This is a genomic window from Methylovorus sp. SPW-M1 (assembly GCF_053848825.1).
Window position 1 is genome coordinate 848,541 of the sequence record NZ_CM132626.1, and the last position, 20,402, is coordinate 868,942.

Annotated in this window: 19 protein-coding genes; 11 read left to right on the plus strand and 8 right to left on the minus strand. The window is 56.5% G+C overall.

Going from position 1 to position 20,402, the window contains the following annotated elements:
• The first annotated feature begins 105 nt into the window (after positions 1–105).
• The 3 genes from ACWWD9_RS04000 to ACWWD9_RS04010 all read left to right on the plus strand — a co-directional run bounded on the left by ACWWD9_RS04000 (position 106) and on the right by ACWWD9_RS04010 (position 2,300).
• Positions 106–330 carry a glycine zipper 2TM domain-containing protein gene (locus ACWWD9_RS04000; protein ID WP_013442833.1) on the plus strand — a complete coding sequence of 75 codons (225 nt, stop codon included), beginning with the start codon at positions 106–108 and terminating at the stop codon, positions 328–330.
• Between the two features lie 205 nt (positions 331–535).
• Entirely contained in the window at positions 536–1,660 is a 1,125-nt protein-coding gene (locus ACWWD9_RS04005) for a GNAT family N-acetyltransferase (protein WP_455867789.1), read from the plus strand.
• 61 nt (positions 1,661–1,721) lie between these two features.
• Positions 1,722–2,300 (plus strand): LexA family protein, encoded by a 579-nt coding sequence (locus ACWWD9_RS04010; protein WP_013442831.1) that lies wholly within the window; start codon positions 1,722–1,724, stop codon positions 2,298–2,300.
• Between the two features lie 297 nt (positions 2,301–2,597).
• Here ACWWD9_RS04010 and ACWWD9_RS04015 read toward each other — a convergent pair whose 3' ends face one another.
• Positions 2,598–3,515 (minus strand): LysR family transcriptional regulator, encoded by a 918-nt coding sequence (locus ACWWD9_RS04015; RefSeq protein WP_013442830.1) that lies wholly within the window; start codon positions 3,513–3,515, stop codon positions 2,598–2,600.
• Between the two features lie 110 nt (positions 3,516–3,625).
• On the opposite strand from ACWWD9_RS04015, the gene ACWWD9_RS04020 reads away from it, so the two are divergent.
• The 8 genes from ACWWD9_RS04020 (at position 3,626) to ACWWD9_RS04055 (ending at position 11,975) form a co-directional block, all read left to right on the plus strand.
• Positions 3,626–4,228, plus strand: a complete 603-nt coding sequence (locus ACWWD9_RS04020; protein WP_013442829.1) for an FMN-dependent NADH-azoreductase — start codon at positions 3,626–3,628, stop codon at positions 4,226–4,228.
• A 33-nt stretch (positions 4,229–4,261) separates the two neighbouring features.
• Positions 4,262–5,143, plus strand: a complete 882-nt coding sequence (locus tag ACWWD9_RS04025; RefSeq protein ID WP_455867790.1) for a pirin family protein — start codon at positions 4,262–4,264, stop codon at positions 5,141–5,143.
• Positions 5,144–5,261: 118 nt separating this feature from the next.
• Positions 5,262–5,660 (plus strand): DoxX family protein, encoded by a 399-nt coding sequence (locus tag ACWWD9_RS04030; RefSeq protein ID WP_013442827.1) that lies wholly within the window; start codon positions 5,262–5,264, stop codon positions 5,658–5,660.
• 166 nt (positions 5,661–5,826) lie between these two features.
• Positions 5,827–8,769: a type VI secretion system Vgr family protein gene (locus ACWWD9_RS04035; protein ID WP_455867791.1), complete on the plus strand. Its 2,943-nt coding sequence runs from the start codon at positions 5,827–5,829 to the stop codon at positions 8,767–8,769.
• 2 nt (positions 8,770–8,771) lie between these two features.
• The gene (locus ACWWD9_RS04040; protein ID WP_455867792.1) at positions 8,772–10,103 is read left to right on the plus strand and encodes a LysM peptidoglycan-binding domain-containing protein; all 1,332 of its coding nucleotides are present in this window, start codon (positions 8,772–8,774) and stop codon (positions 10,101–10,103) included.
• Positions 10,090–10,845 (plus strand): hypothetical protein, encoded by a 756-nt coding sequence (locus ACWWD9_RS04045; protein ID WP_455867793.1) that lies wholly within the window; start codon positions 10,090–10,092, stop codon positions 10,843–10,845. The genes ACWWD9_RS04040 and ACWWD9_RS04045 overlap by 14 nt, the downstream gene beginning before the upstream one ends.
• Positions 10,846–10,909: 64 nt before the next feature.
• Positions 10,910–11,218: an N-acetylmuramidase domain-containing protein gene (locus ACWWD9_RS04050; protein WP_455867794.1), complete on the plus strand. Its 309-nt coding sequence runs from the start codon at positions 10,910–10,912 to the stop codon at positions 11,216–11,218.
• The gene (locus ACWWD9_RS04055) at positions 11,205–11,975 is read left to right on the plus strand and encodes a hypothetical protein (RefSeq protein ID WP_455867795.1); all 771 of its coding nucleotides are present in this window, start codon (positions 11,205–11,207) and stop codon (positions 11,973–11,975) included. Before ACWWD9_RS04050 ends, ACWWD9_RS04055 begins: the two co-directional genes overlap by 14 nt.
• 140 nt (positions 11,976–12,115) lie before the next feature.
• Here ACWWD9_RS04055 and ACWWD9_RS04060 read toward each other — a convergent pair whose 3' ends face one another.
• From ACWWD9_RS04060 to ACWWD9_RS04090, 7 genes are all read right to left on the minus strand, one after another.
• A complete protein-coding gene (locus ACWWD9_RS04060; RefSeq protein ID WP_455867796.1) occupies positions 12,116–13,750 on the minus strand; it encodes a phosphoethanolamine transferase in 1,635 nt (544 codons plus the stop codon).
• A 250-nt stretch (positions 13,751–14,000) separates the two neighbouring features.
• Positions 14,001–14,555: a thermonuclease family protein gene (locus ACWWD9_RS04065; protein ID WP_159355228.1), complete on the minus strand. Its 555-nt coding sequence runs from the start codon at positions 14,553–14,555 to the stop codon at positions 14,001–14,003.
• Positions 14,555–14,950 (minus strand): GNAT family N-acetyltransferase, encoded by a 396-nt coding sequence (locus tag ACWWD9_RS04070; RefSeq protein ID WP_455867797.1) that lies wholly within the window; start codon positions 14,948–14,950, stop codon positions 14,555–14,557. Before ACWWD9_RS04070 ends, ACWWD9_RS04065 begins: the two co-directional genes overlap by 1 nt.
• Positions 14,951–14,961: 11 nt before the next feature.
• On the minus strand, positions 14,962–15,231 hold the full coding sequence (locus ACWWD9_RS04075; protein WP_015830684.1) for a hypothetical protein: 270 nt from the start codon (positions 15,229–15,231) through the stop codon (positions 14,962–14,964).
• Positions 15,232–15,354: 123 nt separating this feature from the next.
• Entirely contained in the window at positions 15,355–16,206 is an 852-nt protein-coding gene (locus tag ACWWD9_RS04080; RefSeq protein WP_455867798.1) for a DUF6671 family protein, read from the minus strand.
• Positions 16,206–18,737, minus strand: a complete 2,532-nt coding sequence (locus tag ACWWD9_RS04085; protein WP_455868132.1) for a YbcC family protein — start codon at positions 18,735–18,737, stop codon at positions 16,206–16,208. Before ACWWD9_RS04085 ends, ACWWD9_RS04080 begins: the two co-directional genes overlap by 1 nt.
• Positions 18,738–18,753: 16 nt before the next feature.
• Complete coding sequence (locus ACWWD9_RS04090; RefSeq protein WP_455867799.1) at positions 18,754–20,307, minus strand: NADH-quinone oxidoreductase subunit L; 1,554 nt, start codon at positions 20,305–20,307, stop codon at positions 18,754–18,756.
• Positions 20,308–20,402 lie beyond the last annotated feature (95 nt).

A 20,402-nucleotide genomic window follows, 5' to 3' on the forward strand; every position in this document is an offset into this window, starting at 1 on the left:
AATGGCATTTTTTGTTGGCATTATCCTTGCATACAGTCAGTCAGCAGTACCTGGATAAAGTGGTTTTGTTCAGGATTGATTGATAGTGTAATAAGGAGAATTAATATGGTCGCTACTAGACAATTGGTAATTAGTACATTGCTTATCGGTGTGCTCACCGCCTGCTCAGGCATGAGTACCAAGCAAAAGAACGCTGCTGTCGGGGCTGGTATTGGTGGCGTAGCAGGTGCTGTGCTCACGGGTGGAAGTGCCCTTGGGACAGTGGGCGGCGCCGCCATCGGTGGTGTCATTGGACATGGTGTGGATAGCGCAACAAGCAAGAAGAAATAGGCTGTCGTTTTTTCACATACCCTATCTCATTGACGTGTATGCGTATTTTGATGAGATATAAAACACTGTCGTGAATTGGCGACAAGCAGGGCGGCTGATGTGATGCATCAGCCGCTTTTTTATGTCATCTTGCATGGCAAGGCAATGAACTCTTGCCTTCAACAACTCTCTTTCATCTGTAACCTCGCCATGTGATGGGAATGCTATGACGATAGAAGTGAATATAGCGACCGGCTTTTCGCAGATCAAAGCGCAAGAATGGGATGGCCTGACCGATGGTTCCCCTTTGCTCAGTCACCGTTTTTTCAGCGCCCTGGAAGATACGCTCTGTGTAGGCGAGGGCACAGGCTGGCAATCTTATCCCGTGACGGTGCATGAGCAGGGCAAACTGATAGGCGCTGCGCCGCTTTATCTCAAGCAGCATTCATACGGCGAGTATGTGTTTGACTGGGCCTGGGCCAATGCCTATGAGCAGAATGGCCTTAATTACTATCCCAAATTGCTGGTGGCGATTCCGTTCACGCCCATCAGCGGTCCGCGGCTGCTGAGCCAGCGGCAGGAGGTGCAGCGACTGCTTGCGCGCATAGTGCAGCAGCAGATGGAGCAGAATGCCTTGTCCTCCAGTCATATTCTGTTTCCCGATGCTGCCTCGGCAGAGGCTTTGCAAGCGGAAGGCTGGATGCAGCGCGATGGCGTGCAGTTCCGCTGGGAAAATGACGGGTTTCGCGATTTTCCCGAGTTTATTGCTCAGCTTTCGCATGACAAACGCAAAAAAATCAAACAGGAGCGTAAAAAAATCCTCAGTGCCGGCGTGGTGTGCCGACGCTTGCAAGGCCGGGATATCCAGCCTGCCGATTGGGATTTTTTCTATCAGTGTTACGTCAATACCTACCACGAGCATCGCTCATCGCCTTACCTGACGCGTGCATTTTTTGAGCAGATCGGCCATACCCTGCCTGAACACCTGCTGCTGATCATTGCGGAGCTGGATGGTAAGCCCATTGCCTCGGCGCTTAACCTGTATGACGACGACACGCTGTACGGACGCTATTGGGGGGCGCTGAGCTACATACCCGGCTTGCACTTCGAGCTTTGCTACTATCAGGCGCAAGAGTTCTGCCTGGAGCACAACATCCGGTTTTTTGAGGGCGGCGCGCAGGGGGAACACAAGCTGGCGCGGGGTTTCATGCCACGGCCTACCTGTTCGTTCCACCGCATTGCCAATCCCGAGTTTGAATCTGCGATTCGCCGCTTTGTTGCCATGGAAGCCAGCAATATGCAGCAATATCAGGATGAACTGGAAGAGCGCGCGCCTTATCGCGCCAATTAGGGCGATTGAGCAAGCACGCGACGCTTGACTTTGTGTACGTTCGTACATTATGGTAACGCGTATGGGAAACGACATTGACTACCTGGGGCGCATCCAGGACTACTACGCCGAGCATAAAACGCTGCCATCCTATTCGGTGATTGCGGACATGCTGGGGTTCAAATCAAAAAATGCGGTGACTGCGCTGGTCGCCCGCTTCAAGCTGCAAGGCTTTCTTGATGCCACGGCCGACCGGCGACTCAAGCCCGGCAAGCGCTTTTTCGAGCGTATCTTGGCTGAGAGTACCGTGCAGGCCGGTTTTCCTTCCGCCGCCAGTGGCGATCGCCACGACACCCTCAGCATCGATGACTATCTGATCGAGCGCCCCTCACAAACCGTGCTGATTACGGTCAAGGGCGACTCCATGATTGATGCTGGCATCGTGCCGGATGATGTGGTGATTGTGGAAAAGCGGCAGGTGGCCAATGTGGGCGATATTGTGGTGGCGATTGTGGACAACGAATTTACCCTGAAAACCCTGGGGCGCGAAAAAGGCCAGTTTGTATTGCTGCCCGCCAATAAAGCGTATCCGGTGATTCGTCCGCAAGGCAATCTGGAGATCTTTGGCGTTGTCGTAGGCCAGTTCCGTAAATACGATTAAAGCGGCGCTCCGAGTTGTATTCCGGCGCTATCAAAGCGCCGATTCAAAAAAGCCTGGTCAGACCTGACCAGGCTTTTTGTTGCCTAGGGCCATGCATAACACCTGATGGGAGGCGGCATTGCGGTCGTTGCCAGCCTGCTGGCTACTCCACAATTTCTGTGGATAACTACGCGGATGAATACTGGATAGTGTGCTTAAGTGTCTGGGCGGGCATGGGTATCTCCAGAGTGCTCGAAACGCATGCGTTTGCACGATTCACCCCATCAGGCGCCTGGGGGGCGGCTTCTCCAATCCACGTTACCGTTTGTGCTTTTCGCAGTCCGCCTCGGCAAAGCGTGCCATGAGCGCATCCAGAAAAACACGGGTGCGAGCTGGCATCAGTCGTCGGCCAGGAAAAACGGCCCATGCCGTGACACTGGGCAAATGCCAGTCCTCAAGGATACGTACCAGCTCACCTGCCTTGACGTAAGGCTCGGCAAACGGCTCACCCAGCATGGCAATGCCCAGGCCCGAAATCGCCATGCGTACCAGAATGGCTGGCGAATTGGCGGATACTTTGCCAATGGGCGTGCCTTGCCATTGGGCTTGGTCACGTTTGAGTTGCCATAGCATGGGTTCGCCGCGTCGGGTGAGTAGATGCAGCGCATCATGTTCCATCAGCGCTTCTGGTTCGTGCGGTGTGCCGCGTTTTTTGAGATAAGCCGGTGCGGCATAGAGCCCGGTTTCAAAGGTGGCGATGCGCCGTGCCGCAAGCGATGTGTCGTCTGGCAGATCGCCCATGCGAATCGCCAGGTCAAAGTTTTCACCGATCAGATCCACCCGCCGTGGCGAGATATCCATCTCCAGAGAAATCGCCGGATAGCGCATGGCAAACTCGGCAAGCAAGGCTTGCAGGATATTGATCCCAAAATCGCCCGGCATCGACAGTCGCAGGCGACCGCTAGGTTCTACCTGCCGGTGTTGCGTCAATGCCAGCGTGGCTTCTACCTCCGCCGTTACCTGATGCGCATGCGCCAACACGGCATTGCCAAAGTCGGTCACCGTCAGCTTGCGCGTGGTTCTCAGCAGCAGGCGCTCGCCCAGTTGCGTCTCCAGAGCCGCCATGCGGCGCGACAGGGTAGATTTCGGAATATGCAGCCGGTCCGCCGCGCGGCTGAAGCTTCCTTCATCCACCACGCGGGCAAACAAGAGCAAGTCATTGGCTTCCAGCTTCATTTTATATTTCCATTGATGGAACAATAATATCCATTTTAACGACTTAATCAATTATTTGGGAATATGTAAAGTGTCTCCATCGTCATTTCAACTTAAGCAAGGAGATCATCATGAATATTCTGCAAGTGAATTCCAGCGCCCGTACGGTCGGTTCCCACTCCACGCATCTGGCTAATGCCCTTGTGGAGCGCCTGCTTGCCCAGCATGCCGATGCCACATTGACGGTGCGCGACCTAGGCCGCAACCCACATCCAAACCTGGACGAAAAAGCCCTGCAGGCCTTATTTACGCCAGCTGACCAGCGCAATGCCGAGCAGGCTGCGCGTGTCGCGCTGGATGATGTGCTGATCAGCGAAATTCAGGCTGCCGATGTCATAGTCTTGGGCGTACCCATGTATAACCTGGGGGTGTCAGTGCAACTCAAGAACTGGATTGATGCCATCTCGCGTGCACAGGTAACGTTTCAATATACCGCCAACGGGCCCGAAGGCTTGCTGACCGGCAAGAAGGTATATGTGGTGCTGGCACGCGGTGGTATTTATCGCAACACGCCTGCCGATACCCAAACGCCATACCTGAAAATTGTGCTGGGTTTTCTGGGCATGCATGATGTCGAGTTCATCCATGCCGAAGGCTTGGCCATGGGCCCTGACGCGGAAAAAGCCGCGCTGGATACAGCCTATCGCCAACTGGAAGAACTGGTGCCTGCCTAAGGCATATTTAATCGTATAAAAAGGAGAGCAACCATGAGCACAAGACCTGACGTTGCATTGCAAAACGAAGTCGTGACACAGCCAAGAGCGATTGAACAGATCGTCATCGGCCAAGCCACGTCGGATGGCGCCGGGGTCAAGCTGACACGCGTGCTGACGCAACACCTGCAACGCCGGCTTGACCCTTTCCTGATGCTGGATGCCTTTGGCACCGATCAGCCGGAAGATTACATTGGCGGCTTTCCTGATCACCCCCACCGCGGGTTTGAAACCGTGACCTACATGCTGCAAGGCCGCATGCGCCATCGCGACAGTGCCGGTAATGAAGGTCTGCTCGCCCCTGGCGGTGTGCAATGGATGACCGCGGGCAAAGGCGTCATTCACTCCGAGTTGCCCGAGCAGGAAGAAGGCGCCATGGAAGGCTTCCAGCTTTGGCTCAATCTGCCCGCCAAGGACAAAATGGTGGACCCCGCCTACCGGGATATTCAAACGGACGAGATTCCGGAGTTCACCACGGCCGATGGCGTCACGGTGCGAGTGATTGCTGGCGAAAGCCACGGCGTTGCCGGTGCCATCCAGCGTGGTACCACCGAGCCGCTCTACCTGGATGTGCATTTGCCAGCAGGCACACGCTTTACCCAGCAGATACCTGCCGAGTTCAATGCCCTGGTGTATGTGTATCGCGGTGAAGCGCTCATTGGCGAACGTCAGGTGCCACAGCAGCGCATGGCGATACTCAAGACCACGAACGACAGCGATGGCGTTGTCATTACGGCATCTGAAGCGACGCGTCTGTTATTGATCGCCGGTCGTCCGCTCAAGGAGCCCATTGCGCAATATGGCCCCTTCGTGATGAACACTCAGGAGCAGATTTTTGAGGCGATTCACGATTACCGCGAAGGCCGCCTGGCATAAGAAATACGCTGGGTTTATCCATCGTGTTAGCACTGCCTGACTCAGCCTCACCTGGGTGAGTCAGGCCATTTTCAGAAGCATTCGGTTTTTATTTTTTACTTTTAAAGGGAGTTTTATCATGCAAGCACTACATCGTCACGGTCCATTGATCGGCCGCATCCTCATCGCGCTGATCTTCATTCTCTCCGGCTTCTCCAAGATCGGCGGCTTTGCTGCCACCTCCGGCTACATCGCCAGCAAAGGCCTGCCGCTGCCAGATCTGGTCACCATCCTCACCATCATCATTGAACTGGGTGGCGGCTTGCTGATCGTCGTCGGCTACCGTGCACGTCTGGCCGCCGCCGCCTTGTTCCTGTTCACCCTGGCCGCCGCATTCCTGTTCCATGATTTCTGGGCAGCAAGCCCAGACATGGCGCAAAACCAGATGATCCATTTCATGAAAAACATTTCCATGGCCGGTGGCCTGCTGTTTGTGCTGGTGCATGGCAGCGGCCCGCACAGTGTAAAAGCTGACTAATCCTTTAGTCTTCAGCCAAACAAAAAGCCCGCCCATCATTGGCGGGCTTTTTTATTATCGGTGTTGAAAGGACTGCGCCCGGCGTCATTTCTACCCTTAAGGGCAATTTCCTGATTTCGCAATCCTGTGCATGATCGAACCCGCCTTTAGCCACGGATTCCCTGTCATGCTGCCCTCGCTGTTATCCTCCCGTCGCCTGCTTACCCTGCAATGTCCCGCGCTCCATCAGATCCTGCCCGATGGGCTGGAGCCTGTCCGTCTTGCCGGGGGAGAGGGCATCAACACCCTGTTTGACTACCAGCTCACGGTACGTAGCCGTCTGGGGGAAATCGGCAGTGATCTCGACTTCGGTCCGCTGATGGGGCAAGTATTGACCTGCGGCATCAGCCTCGAAGGCCACGGCCAGTTCCTGCCCGGTGCGCTGGGCGATCTCGGCATGGCGAATCAGGGGGCAGGCACACGGTATGTCAGTGGACTCATCACTGACATACGCCATGTGGCGGAAGACAGCCGCCATGCGCTCTATGTCATCACGCTACGCCCCTGGCTCCACCTGGCGACGCTGACCACCGACTGCAAGGTGTTTCAGGACCAGACCGTGGTCGAGATCACCGAAGCCGTACTGGCGGACTATCCCTATGCGCTGGAGAAGCGGCTGATCGAGACCTATCCCGCCCGGGACTACAGCGTGCAGTACAACGAATCCGACTTTGCCTTCCTCACCCGGTTGTGGCGGGAGTGGGGCATCAGCTTTCATTTCCGCCATGACGACGAGCGCCATACTCTGGTACTGGCCGATCACAATGGCGCCTATACGCCATTCCAGCCCGATGACCCGGCCAGTGGCTATCACACCATTGCCTACTACCCGCCAGACCATAAGACCGATGCAGAGTACCTGCACCACTTCAGCGATGCCGAGCAACTGACCTCAGGCAGCTATGCCAGCCGCGATTACGACTACACCCGTCCCCGGGCCGAGCTTGCCGCACGTAATGCCCAGCCGCGTAATACCGCCCATGGCGATAACGAGGTCTACCAATGGCGCACCGACCATGGCAGTGACTACAGCCAGCCCAATGCCGGCATGGACCGCGAAGCCAACCAGACCGAGCCGCAAGGTGAGCTCTTGGCCCGGCTGCGCATGGAAGCCCTGCGCCAGCCCGGTCACCGGGTGGCAGGCGAAGGCCATATCCGTGGCGTCGTGCCTGGCCATACCTTTACCCTCAAAGAGCACCCAAGAGCAAAGGCCAATCAGGAGTACCTGATCCTCAGCACGACCTTGTTGATTGAGAATGTGAGTGAAGAGACCGTTGGCAAGACCGTCGGAAAGACAGGAGGAAATGGAAGCCACGGCAGTGGCGCTGGGCTCAGCGCCATCCAGTCCGCCATCGTCGATAGCATCAGTGGCGCGCTGACAGGCGAACTCACCGGCACCTGGCGCATGGAGACCCACTTCAGCGGCCAGCCCACCCGCGAAGTGCTGCGTCCCGAGGTGCTGCTGCCGCATGCCCCCGGCCACAAGCCACGTACCCATGGCCCCGAGACCGCCCTCGTCACCGGCCCTACGGGCGACACCGCCGAGAGCAATCTCTACACCGACCAGTACGGTCGCATCAAGGTGCAGTTCCCCTGGGACCGCTATGGGCTGAAGAACCAGCACAGCAGTTGCTGGGTACGGGTATCGCAAGCCTGGGCAGGCAACCAGCTGGGCGCCATGCACCTGCCACGCATAGGCGAAGAAGTGCTGATTGACTTCCTCGGCGGTGATCCTGACTTGCCGGTATGTACCGGCCGTCTCTACAACCAGCTCAACCTGCCGCCGTGGCAGCTCCCGGCCCAGCAAGCCTTGAGCGGTATCCGCTCGCGCGAGCTCATCCCCGGTGGGGGCAATGGCGCAGCTGGCCGCAGCAATCACCTCATCCTCGATGACACCGATGGCAAGATCCAGCTACAACTCAAGAGCGACCATGACAGCTCCTCCTTAAGCCTGGGACATATCACCCGTATCGACGGCAATGCCGGACGGCTGGATTACCGGGGCGAAGGCCTGGAACTCCGCACCGATGGGCATGGGGCCATCCGCGCCAGACAAGGCCTTATCCTCACCACTGAAGCGAGAAGAGAAGCGCAGAACCACCTCACCGACCTCAGCGAAACCACAGCAAGACTAGAACAGGCACAAGCCCAGCATGCCGACTTGGGTCAGCTCGCCAGCCAGCACCAGGCACAGGACAACGACGACCAGCCCAGGGTGAGCGAACGACTGCAGGGGCAGAATGACGGTATTACCGGCAACAACAGCAGCAATACCAGCAATACCAGCAATACCAGCAATACCAGCAATACCAGCAATACAAACACCAACGACACCGCCTTCCCCGAACTGCAGCAACCGCACCTCGTCATGGCAAGCCCATCCGGCATTGCCAGCACCACCCCCGGCAGCACCCATCAGCACAGTGGCGAAGATCATGCCATTACCACGGGCAGCAATGTCAGCTTGAGTGCGAACCGCAGTTTGATAGGCAGCTTTAAAGAGGCGATCAAATTATTTGCCTACAACGGCGGGCTACGCCTGATTGCCGCAGGCATGAATATCGAATTCAAAGCCCTGCAACGCAATATCCGGCTTTTTTCCAAACTCAACATCACCTACCACGCCAACCGCATCCACCTCACCGCCGACAAAGAGATCGTGATCAACGGCGGTGGCAGCAGCACGCACTGGACTGCCGCCAGCATTGAGAGCGCCACCCTGGGCAAATGGTCTGTGTATTCCGCATCGCAAGCCATGCCACAGGCCAAGACCCAGCCGGTGGTCATGCCCGATTTACCGCTTATGCCGGAAACGGACAAATTTAGCCTTCGACTGGATACATCCCCACTGCAACACTTTGCCTACTTCCCAGAGGATTTGCGCATGGGCAGTTACCTGACGGCTAGAAATGCTGCTGAGCTGCGAGGACGCATGCCATTGCTTCAACTTAACAACGCTTTTGTATTCAACCAGAGTCCTGGAGTGGTCGAGGCATTCGTCAAATCCGATGAAGGCTGGGCGAATGAAATTGCCTTTCAGCAAGATGATGAAGAAAGTGAGAATGTATAACGATGTCTCAAACACACACTGTCGCTAAAGGGGAGACCTTATCCTCAATCGCCAGGCACTACGGAAAAACACCTGGTGAGCTGGCTGAAATCAATGCCTTGCCTAATCCAGATAAACTTAAAACGGGCCAGCTTCTTTACCTCAGTAAAGAGGAAGCCAACGCCGTGCAAGTTTTGCTGCTTGATGCCCTTCGCTATCCCATCGAGGGGCTGACATGCCATCTTAAATTCGACGACAAAGTTATCGTTGCCAAGACGGACGCTCGTGGCATGCTGCCTAAAATAATCACGGCAAACATCGCGTCTGCTGTTGAGGTCTGGGTTGAAAACAAGGCCAGCGCATTAAAAAAAATAGGCAGCACCGTCTCGGGGCTTGGGCATCAGTGGTTTACGCTGATTTCGCCCGGTATCAAGTTAATGGCCGAACTGGCCGTCCATGATGAGGGGCAAGCGCAGAAAAAGATCACCCCCGCCAATAGTGCGCAAAAACTGCATCATGGAAAAGCCGAAGGGCAAGCCATCCAACCCGGGCACCCTGTTAAAAAGCGCAAGAGCCAAGCACACAATACCGAAGTGCTTGAGATGGAAGTCCCTCAAGGCCTGATCGACCTGTTTAAACACTATCGGGATGAGCCTGTCACGGAAAAAAGCTGGCAAGACGAAGCCGATACTCTCTTATGCGATCCCAAAGTACTAAAGGCTATTCACCATGTCGAATCTAGTGGTTCAGGCTTCAGCCAGATGCAATTAAAAGATGGCACACGCCTGCCTAAAATTTTGTTTGAGCGTCATCTGTTTCATCGCCTTACCTGTGGCAATGGCCCCTTGCCCAATAGCAAAAAACACAAGCGCCATGGTATCGGTGTGCCGGGCTGCCAATCCCCGCATGATCAAGACCCCGATATTTGCTGGCCCAGCGGCTACATTCTGAGCAGAAAAAAACTGGGCGAAGAAAATGCCCGCATGCCGGATGGCGTAGTCGAGCAAAGCGACCTGTATGGCAATGAACGGGCCAACTATTTCAAATTGCTGAAAGCCTATCGCCTCAACCCGGAGGCTGCCCTAAAGGCCTGCTCCTGGGGTGCATTTCAGATATTGGGGATGAATTATGAGGTCGCGGGGAAATACAAAAATGTGGAATTGTTTGTGAGCGACATCTGCAGTTCCGAGCGCATGCAGCTACAAATCCTACGGCAGTTCATCGACCTCAATCCGGCTTTGCGCCGGGCGGTGCAGGATAAAGATTGGGACAAAATTGCTCTCCATTACAACGGACCGAAATATGCCGAAAATCATTATCAAATTAAATTGAAAGAAGCCTATGAAAAACTTTAATTTTTTAGTTGCCCTAGTTGTTTTTGGGCTACTGGGTATAGCTCATGCTGAAGATGTATTGCAGGTGCAAACAGATGAACAATTTTCCCAATTTCTAAATCAAAAGGGACTTTATTCTGAAGATAAAACATTAGAACGATATTTTTATCTTCGGGATCATGTCATATCTCCAGATGCACGTAAAAATGATGCTATCCCCGAGTCTATTTCAACTTATCCATTTGAAGAAAGCATTCGCTTTTCTTTAAATGGACATATGTACTCGATGTTTGCTAACAGCTTCATGCACAAGACCAGACCCGACGAAGTCTGCTCACGGCAAAAGGGACGCGATATGGGGCTGCCGCGTTACCAATGCGCCGAAGGACAGTGGGTACACTACGACTGCCACTTTTACTTCGTCAACGACGATAGTCAGATCAAGGCGGTGCATATCGCCAAGCTCTCAATCCCTGAGTCCAGCCGCCCGCCGTTTTGCCAGACGGTATTGGGCGTAGGGGCTGCCAATAAAACAGCGCCTGCCTTGATGGTCACTGTGCAGTATTTCAATACCGAATCCCCTGTTGCCAAAACCGCCTCACAACTGGGCTCCAACTGGCTACGCAGCACGCTGCTGTTCAGGCTGCAAGAGAAAGATGGTGAGCTGGTGGTAACACAAGACGATAGTTGCCTGGGCAACCCAAACAAATTTGAGACGATCCCCGATGCGCGCAAGGCATTTAAGCAGCGAGGATGCAAATAGCGCACCCCGTGGCTTGTTCGCGTAAAGCGACCTGTATGGCAATGAACGGGCCAACTATTTCAAATTGCTGAAAGCCTATCGACTCAACCCGGAGGCCGCCCTAAAGGCCTGCTCCTGGGGTGCATTTCAGATATTGGGGATGAATTATGCGATTGCGGGGGATTATGACAATGCGCAGTTGTTTGTGAGAGATATGTGCACATCAGAGGCAAAGCAATTAACAATTCTCCGGCAGTTTATTGATAAAAATTCTCGCCTGCGCAAGGCCGTGCAAGATAAAGACTGGGACAAAATCGCCTATCACTACAACGGTCCCAAGTATGCCGAAAATCACTATCAGATCAAATTGAAAGAAGCCTATGAAAAGCTATAAAACTTCGCTATGCATCATTGCTATGATGTTTTACCCCATCCTCACTATGGCAGATGGCTTGCTGCAAATAATGCCCGATAATGAAACCGGCCTGTTTTGGGATAAATTTGGATCATCCCCCGACCCTAAATATGAAAGCCGACTAGACATGCTGAGGGAGGAAACAGTTAAGCCGTATGTAAATAAAAACAACGCGATTTTTCCGGCATTCCCCGGTGAAGTCGAACTTTGGTCTGGTAGCGCAAGTGTGCGTTTTTCTCTTAACGGGCATATGTACTCCATGTTTTCTAACACCTTTATGCACAAGTCCAGACCTGACGAGCAATGCACGCCGGTCTTTCTTCAACCGATGGGCAGACCTACCTATATGTGCAAGCAAGGTCAGCCTGATCGGAGTGAATGCCACTTTTACTTCGTCAACGATGATAGCCAGATCAAGGCGGTGCATATCGCCAAGCTCTCAATCCCCGAATCCAGCCGCCCGCCGTTTTGCCAGACGGTATTGGGCGTAGGGGCTGCCAATAAAACAGCGCCTGCCTTGATGGTCACTGTGCAGTATTTCAATACCGAATCCCCTGTTGCCAAAACCGCCTCACAACTGGGTTCAAACTGGTTGCGCAGCACGCTGCTGTTGAGGCTGCAAGAGAAGGTTGGTGAGCTGGTGGTAACACAGGACGATAGTTGCCTGGGCAACCCGAACAAATTTGAGACGATCCCCGATGCGCGCAAGGCGTTTAAGCAGCGAGGGTGCAAATAGCATGGCCGGTGGCCTGCTGTTTGTGCTGGTGCATGGCAGCGGCCCGCACAGTGTAAAAGCTGACTAATCCTTTAGTCTTTCAGCCAAACAAAAAGCCCGCTCAATGAGCGGGCTTTTTCTCATCAGCACGATGCTGACTCTTACTGCATGGCCGTATGCAGCTGGCCTTGTTGCTGCAGCATGCTGATGACGTCGGCGTTGTGCATGAGGACGTCGTGTTTGCTGTCGCAGGTTTTGCTGTTGAGTTCATACGAGACCAGCAGGGTGCAGAAGAGGTCGTCGTGGCTGAAGGGGTGATCCTGATAGGGTTTGAGGTCGCTTAATTTGTAGTCAAAGTGCTTGCCCATCCACACGATGGCGGGGATGTGGGTTTGCTCTTGCGGGGCGATCATGTAGGGCGCGGCGTGCAGGTAGATGCCGTGTTCGCCTAGCGATTCGCCGTGGTCGCTCACGTACAGCATGGCGGTGGCGTGGGTTTCGTTGTATTGCTTGAGAAAATCCACCACATGCGCCAGAAAGTAATCGGTATATAGAATGGCGTTGTCGTAGGCGTTGTCCAGCTCCTGCTGCGTGCACTGGCTGAGTTCGTTGCTTTTGCAGGCGGGTTTGAATCGTTCAAACTCGGGCGGGTAGCGGCGGTAGTATTCGGGGCCGTGGTTGCCCATCTGGTGCAGCACGATGAGGATATCCTTGTTTTTGTGGCTGTCGATGTATTTGTCCAGCCCGCCCAGCATGCCGATGTCGCGACATTCGGTGTCGCAAACTTTGTTCAGCGTGGGGCTTTTGAAGTTTTCGTAGGTCATGCGTGTGGCCACGCCTTTGGAGTCGGAATTGTTGTCACGCCACAGAATCTGCACGCCATGCTCAAACAGCACATCCAGCGCATTTTCATAATGCAGGGCTTTTTCGCGGTCAAAATCCTTGCGGCCCAATGCTGAAAACATGCAGGGCACGGATTCGCCCGTGGAGGTGCCGCAAGAGGTGACATTGCGCAGGCTCAGCACGTCGCGCTTGGCTAGCTCGGGGTTGGTGTCACGCGGGTAGCCATTCAATGAAAAGCGATCAGCACGCGCGGTTTCGCCTACCACCAGAATAATCAGCTCATGCCGCGATGGCGTGCCTATCATCACCGCATCGGGTGCGGTGGCTGTCAGCTTGGTAATCGCGGATGACTTTAACTTTTCGCGCGCATACCCAAACAGTGAGTAGATGGGGTAAATCGGGTTGGAATAGGCGCGGGTGATTTTATGCTCACGAATAAACGAGGCGTAATGCGCGGTAAACGGCGCCACGACCAACACCATGCCAATGATGAGCAGCAGCGTAAGCGAAAGCTTGGACTTGAATTCTGCCTTGAAGCCCCGGCCGTCTGGCCAGTAGCGAATAATCAGCCATGCGGGCAACACGCCCAGCAACAAGGTGCGCAGCACCAGCCCCCAACTCAGCAGCCCGGCAAACTCCTGCGTATCGGTATGAACAATATTGTCGATCATCACGGTATCGACCACTACACCGTAGGTATCCATGTAATACGCCGCTTGCGATGCCACCAGCACCAGCAAGGCCAGCAGCCAGCGTGCGCCGCGGGTATGCGCGACCAGCAGCAGAAACAGCGCGGTGGCAAACGTGAAAAACAAGGCCAGGGAGATCAGGAACGGCACATTGCCGAGGCTGGGCGGATACACCTCCAGCAGGCGTTGAAACAGGCTGATATTGGCGGTTGCCATCAGAAACAGGGCAACCAGCAGGGTTTTACGGTTACAAGTAGAAAACATGGGACTCTTTAAATGGGTGGTGAACATGCCCGGCTAGCGCTGGGCTTCACTACTACGTGGCACGATTCGTACCAGTACCGCTTTAAAGAGTAGGGTGGGGTGCCAAGATTTTATAGTTTAAAAATCAATGGCTTGATGAGGTGTGTGTGGCGGTGTTGGAAGAGGCTATCTGCTTACCCTGCAAATACATTCACACCCTGTTTTTACAGCCTGCATATTTTGGTAAAGATGGCGGCGGAAACCCCTGGCGCTATCGGAAGCGGTGGTTATGCATCATCCATTGCTGCTTGAAGGCATCCTGCGTTTTTTGCAGGTTTTCCTGCTGACGAAAATCCCAGGGCGCGGTGGGGTTGGCATCGGCCCACAGGCCGCGCTTTTCATCACGGGCGGCATGTTCGGCGGCGGCATAACTTACACGGTCTGCCTCGGTCTGCTCCCGGGCAAAATGCTTGTAATGCCACGCCAGGCCCAGCGTAAGCTGGCGCAGATTGCAGTCCGTGCCATCCACCCACACCTTGCCCAGCAGTCGGCCATATTGGTCCGTCTCCTGGCTCTCTATCATCGCTTCTTTGCCGCGCGCGCACTCGGCCAGTGCCTGCTTGGCCTTGTTGCCAAAGGCCTGTGCTTGTTCCGGTGCATCAATGCCCTGCAAGCGCACTTTATATTTCAGATTGTCCGAAGTTTTCACGGTGAGCGTATCGCCATCGGCGATATACACCACCTTGCCACTGACATCGGCATGCGCGGTCAGCGCCAGGCAACACAGCCATGGCAATACAAAACGGATAGGGGGAAGGGCAAACATCAGGTCAGGCGGCGAATCACGTAAGCGTTATCCGCCAGTGTAAACCCCAGCCTGGGGTAATAGTCCATCGCATCCGGCGCGGATAGCAAAATGAGCGATACCTGATCGCCTGTTTTTTCTCGCGTCAGCCGCACCAGTTCCTCGCCTATGCCCTGGCGCTGATACGCCGCATCCACCGCCAGATCAGACAAATAGCAGCAATAGCTGAAATCCGTCAGCGCACGGCTTACGCCTATGAGGGTGTCACCATCCCATGCAGAAAACACCAGATTCGCATGCGTAAACATCGCCGCTATGCGCGCCAAGTCATCTACTGGCCGCTTAATGCCCGACGCCTTGAACACCCGCGCCACATCGGCAGGGTTTAGCGGATGGTTTTCACGGTAGCGAATCATGTATCTTGGGTTTATTTCTGGGCCGACTGGCAAGCATGGTCATGGCAATTCTGCCCGCACACATAGTCACCGGCGGATTCGGCATTCAGTTCCTTCAGCTTGGCCAGCGAGGCTTCGCGGCAGGCTTGCAGCGAGGGGAATTGCCCCAGAGCGATCGGGTCATCCAGCTCCAGCTTGTCTGGATAGACGTAGCTGTCGTAAGTATCTCCGCCACAACCGGCAACCAGCGCCAGCAGGCTAGCGAGCGCCAGAAATCTCAATGCATTCTTCAAGAACATCATAGGATTGCTTTATCGAATGGTAAGCATGAATTTTAGCTGCTAATGGATAACTCGACAGGCGGGCTGACAATTATCGGCTGCATTCGAGGGGCAACTCCTGCTCTCTGCCCAGTCCAAATTCCACTAGGGATTGCAGTACGCACAATGCGCCGGATCTGCCAGCGAGCGCTCTGCCAGGGGGATGATGTCCCGATGATCACAGCGCAGGCAGGCCCAAACCTCGCTATGCGCGAGTGAAGTCGGCCATTGGCAGGCTGCACACGGCAAACCCGGCAGGCGCTCGCTGATCCAGAAGCCGGGCGTATCGCATGCCGGGCATAGGGATTGCAGGCGGCGCAGCAGGTCGGCTGTTGCTTCCTGTATGCGTTGCATGCGGGTCGGGTTGGCAAAGGCGCGCAGGTCGCGCTCGACAAAAACCTGGCCGCTGGCAGATTGCGCCAGGCAGTGCTCAAAGGCTTGTTGCAGGCTCGCCCAGTCTGTAATGGATTTGTGGATGCGAGGATCATCCTGACCATCGGGCCGTAATACCAAATGTTGTTTGGGAAAGCCTTCGCGCTCGGCAAAGGTGGCGATGTCCTGCCAATGGCCGCTCAGTATGTGTCCCTTGCGGTCCGCGCCCTGCGCGATGCCTGTCACTTCAATGCCTAGCGCGTCGTCTATCCAGGTCACCAGCTCCACATTCCACGGCAGCATGCCGGAAAACGGATCAGCAGCGAAACTTCCCTCACTGGCGATGCCCAGACTGGTGCTCGCCAGCTCCATGCCTTTGCGCGCCTTTTGTCTTGCCGCCTGCAGTTGGGTGCCAGTGCGCGGCGTTTCGCGGGTAAAGGTGCCCAGCTGGTCGGTATCAAACCCCGTCACCAGTTCGATGCGGCATCCCAGCGCGGGCTCCAGCATGGGGGCGATCACCTTTTCCTTGCCGTGCTGGGTGAGCAGGGCGACCCGGCAGCCGTCATAACGCGATCGCCCTGCCATCAAGCCTGTTCCAGCTCCACTGTGCACCACGTGCCATGGTCGTAACGTTGCAGATGCGATGATTCAACATGCCACAGGTGGAGCCAGCCATTGTCCACCAGCTGCTTCACCACCGCGTGTTTGGCAATGACCGCTTCAATGGCGGCTTGAGGGGCCTCGATCACCACGGTGAGGCGCAAAGGCTCATGAATCCAGCGCTTGCCATCGTGCAGCGATTGCCGCGAAAGGCCTATCCGCAAATCGCCGCCATTACCTTCAAATACCCCAAGGTTGCCACCTACCACGTTGTGCAGCAGCTTGTTGCCACTGCCCAGCCGCTGCGGATCGCAGGTGGAGGCGTGGTATTGCCAGTTGATCCAGTGCGTGACCAGCATGGGCGCCGTCATCAAGAGCTCCAGCACGCTACCGTCTGGGTCCTGGCTGGCATCGTAGTCATGCAGAAAACTGCGACCTTCCAGCCCGATGCCCAGGCTGCGTTGCCGTGGCGCGATGATAAAGGCCGCGTTGCCAGCAAGCCCCCATTCGGGGCGGGTTTGGGCGCCATCGTTGGCGCGGCGACGCAATTGCTCCAGCAATGCATCATCTGAAGCTTGCGCATCCAGCTGCAAGCCGGGCGCACGTTCGCGGCGCACCTGGTCGCCTGCCTGCGCAAACACCTGCTGCAGCGTTTGCCAGCGGGCACGGGCTTCTTCTGGCAGCAGGTCCAGATCAAAGCCCTCTATCTCATCGGTGGTGGTGTTATGCAGCGCCGCGACAAATACCGTATGTGAGGGAACGGCGATGCCTTTCGCCTGCAAGCCTTGGCGCACTTCGGGTTCATTCAGCAGCAAGGCCAGGCTGCGTGCGTTGACTTCGCCGGTCTGCCCGCAACATGCGCCGCAATCCAGCCCAGCGGCATGGGCATTGTTGGCAGACTGGCTGCCATGCCCCACCAGTAGCACCATGGGCGCAAGCTCGCGGGTCAATCCCATGCCTTGCAGCACCCGGGCGGCCAGATCAATCTTGGCTTCCAGCCCCACGCCGATGAGGTGCGGGCGGCAAATGGATTGGTGACGCGCAGGCAAGCCTGCCAGATCATCCCGCGAGCGGGGCTGCAAGCCTGGCCATAGCCACTGGCCGATCTTGCCCAGATAACCCAGGCCTGCCGCTTCCACGAAGGAGAAGGCGGCACCCGGCCAGCGGCTGCCTGCTTTCCACTGATCCGTCACGGCAAAGCGGTATTGCCGACTGCGGACAGAGGCGCGTTGCAGGGCGGCATCGGCATCGCGTTTTTCCGGCTCTGCGCTGATGATGCTATCGACCACTTCCATCGCGGGTGCCAGCAAGCCAGGCAACTGCGGGCGCCGCGCTTGTGTCGCCAGCGGCGTGTAGGCCACGGGCAGACCAAAGAAACCAGCGAACCCCAGCGTCTGAATGCCCGGCCATGCGGTTTCCAGCGCCCGGCGCAAGGGTTCGCTCCGCACATCAATACAAAAGGCGGCTTGCACTTCAATGGCTTGCGAGCCAGGCGCAGTTTTGCCAGCCGAGATCAGCTTGGCCGCCAGTTCGCGCTGATAACCTATCTCCAGCGCCACTTGCCACACTTCATCCACCAGCAAGGCCCGCTCGGCGGCCAGCAGGAGCAGTGGCGCATGCTCCCAGGCGCGTTGCAATGTTACAAAAGCCTGATCATTGGCCTTGTCATCCTTGCATTCCAGCAACAGGGCGCCCCACGCCAGCCGGATCGCCAGCAGTTCGCTCAGGTGGGCATCTTCGCCATTTTCAAGCTTGGCCTGCCAGCCGAGATAGGCGCACCACGAGGCCCAGCCATTCACGGTCAGCAGCACCGATTCCAGATAATCTGCCCATACCGCCTGCGGCAGGCCCAGCCGTTCCAGCACCCAGTGTTCTGCATCCTGGGCGGTGACGGGCAGCGCATCGATGGCTTGACCGATGTGCGGCAGGCCCATCAGCAAGCCGATGCCATGGTCATGCTGCAGGGTCTCGCGCCAGAAGGCATACAGGCCCTGCGTACGCTCCGGGTGCCAATCCGCCTGATGCTCGTCAAAATACGCGGCGCAGGTCTGGCTCACCTGATGCGTAATCGCTTGCCGCCAGGACAAGCGAGTATGGCGATTCGGGTCGTTATCCAGCACATCAATCAGCAGGGGCAAATGTTCCAGCGCTGGCTCGCTGTGCAGCGCAGCGATGCAATCGCTAGGGCTGAGGCCCGCTGCTTGCGCCTCGGGCAGTTGCTGCAGCGCCTGTGCCAGGTCAGCCTCGCTAATGCGCCCCTCGTCCCAGGCTTGCCGTTGCAAGTTGCGCGGCGGGAACACCTGAATCCCCCCCAGCACCGCCATGCGGGCGGCCACTTTTCTCACTGGCATGCCGATGCGCGACCAATGCGGGTTAACGGCAATGGCGCGGTCCAGCGGCCAGGTGGGCGCGATAGCCTGGCAAGCCTGTTCGCAGGCCTGGGCAATCTGCGTATGCAATATGTCTTTGTCGGCTTTGGCTTTTGAGGTGCTCGGATGCGCGACTGCTGTATTCATCATGGTTTCCTCAGAGTTAGCGTGAGACATCAGTGATTGCCTCCTGCTTGATATGGGTGCCCGCATGCGGTATCCACCGGGTGGGCCACAGCTGCAAGGCCAGACGCGTGTAGGCCTCGTCAACATAAAAGCCGGCATAACTCCACCGCCGCCAGCGGGAGAGCAGGTGCGGCCAGCGCTGCAACATGGCCTGGCAGAGATACAAGGTGGCCATGCCGGTGAGCGCGATCAACCCCAGCAACGGGTGCGGCGCATTATGCAAACCCAGGGGCAGGGCATGGGCGAGCATGGCGGCCATGGCAAGGCCAAATACCATCAATAAGCCAGTCAGCAGCTGACTCGCGCGAAAAGCAAACCCGGCAGGTGCCGCTGGCTGCCAGATCATGGGTGCCCAGGCCAGGCCCAGCACCGCACTCCACCACCATGGCCAGGCCTCATGTGCCGAGAGGCCCGTGGTCAGCTGCACGGCAGAAATCGTCAGCAAGGGCGCCCAGAGCAGGCTAAGCGCATTCGGCTTGCTGTCGCCATGCAATGCCTGCAGACGGGTCTGCCGCACAATGCCCGATGCCGAAAGAAACGCATGCGCCTTATAAAGTGAATGCCCCAGCAGATGCAGGGCCGCCAGCGTGTAAAGGCCAAGCGCGCATTCCATTAGCAGAAAGCCCATCTGCGCGACCGTGGACCATGCCAGCCGTACCTTGATGCTGATGCGGGTGAGCATCACCATGCCCGCCAGCACCGCGGTGGCAAGGCCTACTACCAACAGCAGCAGGCGCGCCGGTGTTGCCTGCTCAAGCAAAGGCGCAAACTGGATCAGCACCACGCCACCAAGATTCACCACCCCGGCATGCAGCAGGGCGGAGACGGGCGTGGGGGCTTCCATCACCTGTATCAGCCAGCCATGCACAGGCAACAAAGCCGTGCGCAGGATAACGGCAAGCACCAGCGCCACGGCGCTGACCTGCAATGCCGGTGAGATGGTGTGCTGGCTCAGGTGCGCCATCAGCGCGGAGAGCGAGCCGCTGCCCACTTCCACCCATGCCAGCGCAGCCGCGACGATCAGCATGACATCGGCCAGGCGATCCGCGATGCGTTTCTTATGGGCGGCGAGCAGGGCAAACGGCCGGTCAGGATAAAAGCACAGCAGCGACTGCAACGCCACGCCGACGAAGGCCCAGGCGCCTATCAGCAGCACCCAGTGATCTGCCAGCACCAGCAGATGCACGGCCGCCAGCACCGCCGCCAGGGCAGCGACATAACGTGCCTGACCGGACTCCCCCTGCAGATAGCGGCTGGAAAACCCGCCAATCACCGTGCCCAGCATTTGCACCAGCGCGGCCATCACCATGCTCAGGCCCGTGGCCTTGATCACGCCCGGCCACAGCATGCCCTGAGAGCTCGTGACGATGGCAAGCCCCGTCATCGCCAGCGCGGCAAACGAGCCCACGCGCAATATTCGCCACAATGTGGCATCTGAAAAGCGCCCCAGCCATGCCAGCAGCGCCACTCCAGCCATTAGCACCAGTGGCGCCAATGCACTGACCTTGTATAACACCTGGAAAAATCCCATCCCATAAACCTTCAAAGTTGATGGGGCGTATCATGCTTGACACTGCGTGTTCTGTTAAATACATTGATAAGAACGATTTGATATTAAAAATAAAA

Excerpts from the sequence above, each read along its gene's own strand:
- ACWWD9_RS04000 (WP_013442833.1), top strand. The coding sequence starts at position 106 with ATGGTCGCTACTAGACAATTGGTAATTAGTACATTGCTTATCGGTGTG.
- ACWWD9_RS04005 (WP_455867789.1), top strand. The coding sequence starts at position 536 with ATGACGATAGAAGTGAATATAGCGACCGGCTTTTCGCAGATCAAAGCG.
- ACWWD9_RS04010 (WP_013442831.1), top strand. The coding sequence starts at position 1,722 with ATGGGAAACGACATTGACTACCTGGGGCGCATCCAGGACTACTACGCC.
- ACWWD9_RS04015 (WP_013442830.1), bottom strand. The coding sequence starts at position 3,515 with ATGAAGCTGGAAGCCAATGACTTGCTCTTGTTTGCCCGCGTGGTGGAT.
- ACWWD9_RS04020 (WP_013442829.1), top strand. The coding sequence starts at position 3,626 with ATGAATATTCTGCAAGTGAATTCCAGCGCCCGTACGGTCGGTTCCCAC.
- ACWWD9_RS04025 (WP_455867790.1), top strand. The coding sequence starts at position 4,262 with ATGAGCACAAGACCTGACGTTGCATTGCAAAACGAAGTCGTGACACAG.
- ACWWD9_RS04030 (WP_013442827.1), top strand. The coding sequence starts at position 5,262 with ATGCAAGCACTACATCGTCACGGTCCATTGATCGGCCGCATCCTCATC.
- ACWWD9_RS04035 (WP_455867791.1), top strand. The coding sequence starts at position 5,827 with ATGCTGCCCTCGCTGTTATCCTCCCGTCGCCTGCTTACCCTGCAATGT.
- ACWWD9_RS04040 (WP_455867792.1), top strand. The coding sequence starts at position 8,772 with ATGTCTCAAACACACACTGTCGCTAAAGGGGAGACCTTATCCTCAATC.
- ACWWD9_RS04045 (WP_455867793.1), top strand. The coding sequence starts at position 10,090 with ATGAAAAACTTTAATTTTTTAGTTGCCCTAGTTGTTTTTGGGCTACTG.
- ACWWD9_RS04055 (WP_455867795.1), top strand. The coding sequence starts at position 11,205 with ATGAAAAGCTATAAAACTTCGCTATGCATCATTGCTATGATGTTTTAC.
- ACWWD9_RS04060 (WP_455867796.1), bottom strand. The coding sequence starts at position 13,750 with ATGTTTTCTACTTGTAACCGTAAAACCCTGCTGGTTGCCCTGTTTCTG.
- ACWWD9_RS04065 (WP_159355228.1), bottom strand. The coding sequence starts at position 14,555 with ATGTTTGCCCTTCCCCCTATCCGTTTTGTATTGCCATGGCTGTGTTGC.
- ACWWD9_RS04070 (WP_455867797.1), bottom strand. The coding sequence starts at position 14,950 with ATGATTCGCTACCGTGAAAACCATCCGCTAAACCCTGCCGATGTGGCG.
- ACWWD9_RS04075 (WP_015830684.1), bottom strand. The coding sequence starts at position 15,231 with ATGATGTTCTTGAAGAATGCATTGAGATTTCTGGCGCTCGCTAGCCTG.
- ACWWD9_RS04080 (WP_455867798.1), bottom strand. The coding sequence starts at position 16,206 with ATGGCAGGGCGATCGCGTTATGACGGCTGCCGGGTCGCCCTGCTCACC.
- ACWWD9_RS04085 (WP_455868132.1), bottom strand. The coding sequence starts at position 18,737 with ATGAATACAGCAGTCGCGCATCCGAGCACCTCAAAAGCCAAAGCCGAC.
- ACWWD9_RS04090 (WP_455867799.1), bottom strand. The coding sequence starts at position 20,307 with ATGGGATTTTTCCAGGTGTTATACAAGGTCAGTGCATTGGCGCCACTG.